This window comes from Caballeronia arvi (genome assembly GCF_001544695.2).
Classification (GTDB): domain Bacteria; phylum Pseudomonadota; class Gammaproteobacteria; order Burkholderiales; family Burkholderiaceae; genus Caballeronia; species Caballeronia arvi.
This window is the reverse complement of record NZ_FCOM02000205.1, coordinates 1-1786: the sequence shown is the minus strand read 5'-3', so window position 1 is coordinate 1786 and position 1786 is coordinate 1. Positions and strand designations below refer to the sequence as shown.

Here is a 1786-nt window from a genome sequence, read left to right as displayed (position 1 = left end):
CGACAGCGAGCGACAATGATATGCGCAGAAAATGCACGTGACTGTCCTCAGATGCAATTGCGCGCCCCTTAATTGTCGATATTCCGCGAACCAAGATGTCCGGTCGGAATCGGCGGTACAGAAAAGGCGCCCTGGCGGCAACTTGCGGGTGCGGAAAAGCGGAGACCATTAGTTGCATTGGGCGATAGGCAAGACGCGTGCGGTTGCAACACGGTCGGGGGGACCGGCTCTCATAGGCTTTTCGCACTTTCGACCCTATGAACTGCGACGACAGTCATGTCCGCTTCCACATCCTTAGAGGAAGCCTCACGCGGGCAGTTCGATCACATAGTCGCGCGAGTTGACGAGTACTCGTTACGCGCGCAGACGACGCGCAACCTCTCCTGCTGATCCGCTTCGCGGATCGGTAGACGTATCTCCAACGCGCTACCGCCAATGAGCCGCTCCCGTTAATCGGCCGGTTTGATCGCGTACCAGAAGACGGTCGTCCCTCCGTGTATCTCCGTCAGCGTCTTGTACGCCCACAGCTCAATTCTGAGGCCGCCTCTCGAATGCTCGCCGTGACCTGAGAATTGGACGAACTGGTCGAATACATCGGGAAGCGCATCGTCAGTGTCGCCCGTACAGGTATCCGATATGGTCGGGCCCTCCTCGCGCTCGAGAGTTCACGCTCGCGGGAACAGAATTAGCCGACGCGTTGTGCTTCATCCGTCAAACGAGACAGCAGCCGTTCCAGTCGCGTACGCTGTGGAGGCACTAAGCCGGGCGTCGCCCTAGCCTTGGCGACGCGAGCGCGCCAATACGTTCGACCGAAGACGGAATCAGATCCTTCTCCCGCAAGGATGCGCTCAAGATGCTCGATTTCACCGTCGAGGCTCCTCGGTGTGAAGCTCGTTAGTTTGGCGAACGATGTAGTCATATTTTTATAGGTCTCTCAGATTCTTCATTGCGACGGGACCCCGAAACACATCCCGTCATACCGCTGTCCAGCCCGTTACAAGCCCTGTTACTTGCGCCGCTGCCGGCTGCCTGCTTTTCCGATTACTTCACAGCGGCTGGATGTTTGCCGCCTGCTTGCCCTTGGGTCCTTGCTTGATGTCGAAGGTCACCTTTTGATTTTCAGCCAGCGACTTAAATCCTTCTGCCCGGATCTCGGAGAAGTGCGCGAACAGGTCGTCGCCTCCGTCGTCCGGCGTGATGAACCCGAAGCCTTTCGCGTCGTTGAACCACTTCACTGTACCCGTTGCCATTCCCGCCCCTCACAAAAAGATGTCGTGCCCATGAGAATAGCAGCCGAAGCGGCAGCATAGAACCGGCCGTCTAATAATATTTATCGCGTTGATAACGATAAGGAAGAATCTGCCGAAGCAATCGACCGCAAACGTCTCAGCTGCCAGCGATACAAAACGAACGTTCGAACGATGCGACGGTGCAGTTGACTGTCGACAATTCAAATCGCCGCATAGGTCAGCCCGGCGACAACCTCGTTTTTGCGAGGGCGCACGGCGCGACGCGTGTTTCCACTCTCTCGCTGTGCTTCCCAGCCGCTAGCTAGGCCCGAACATCACTTTTACACCGAAGCGAATACCGGTCCGACAGCCATGCGTTACGCCCGCCTTATTTCCAAGTCCCTTTCCAGGACAAATACCTTTTCAACCCCATAGGGGACCTCGCCTCGTTGCGAGCGGCTCGGTCTGCTTCAGCACCGATGGACGAAACCGCTCGCGCGGTATTGGGGCTCCGGCGGGCGTTAGCGGTATGGCGCAGGAAACCCGCGCGGTTCCCA

General features: G+C 57.6%; 1 protein-coding gene. It reads right to left on the bottom strand.

Annotated features, from left to right (window positions below; all coding sequences use genetic code 11):
* Positions 1-1046: 1046 nt before the first annotated feature.
* Positions 1047-1250 (bottom strand): cold-shock protein, encoded by a 204-nt coding sequence (locus AWB74_RS44335; protein WP_061152773.1) that lies wholly within the window; start codon positions 1248-1250, stop codon positions 1047-1049.
* Positions 1251-1786: the final 536 nt, after the last annotated feature.

Coding starts and splice junctions, on each gene's coding strand:
- AWB74_RS44335 (WP_061152773.1), bottom strand. CDS start 1,250: ATGGCAACGGGTACAGTGAAGTGGTTCAACGACGCGAAAGGCTTCGGG.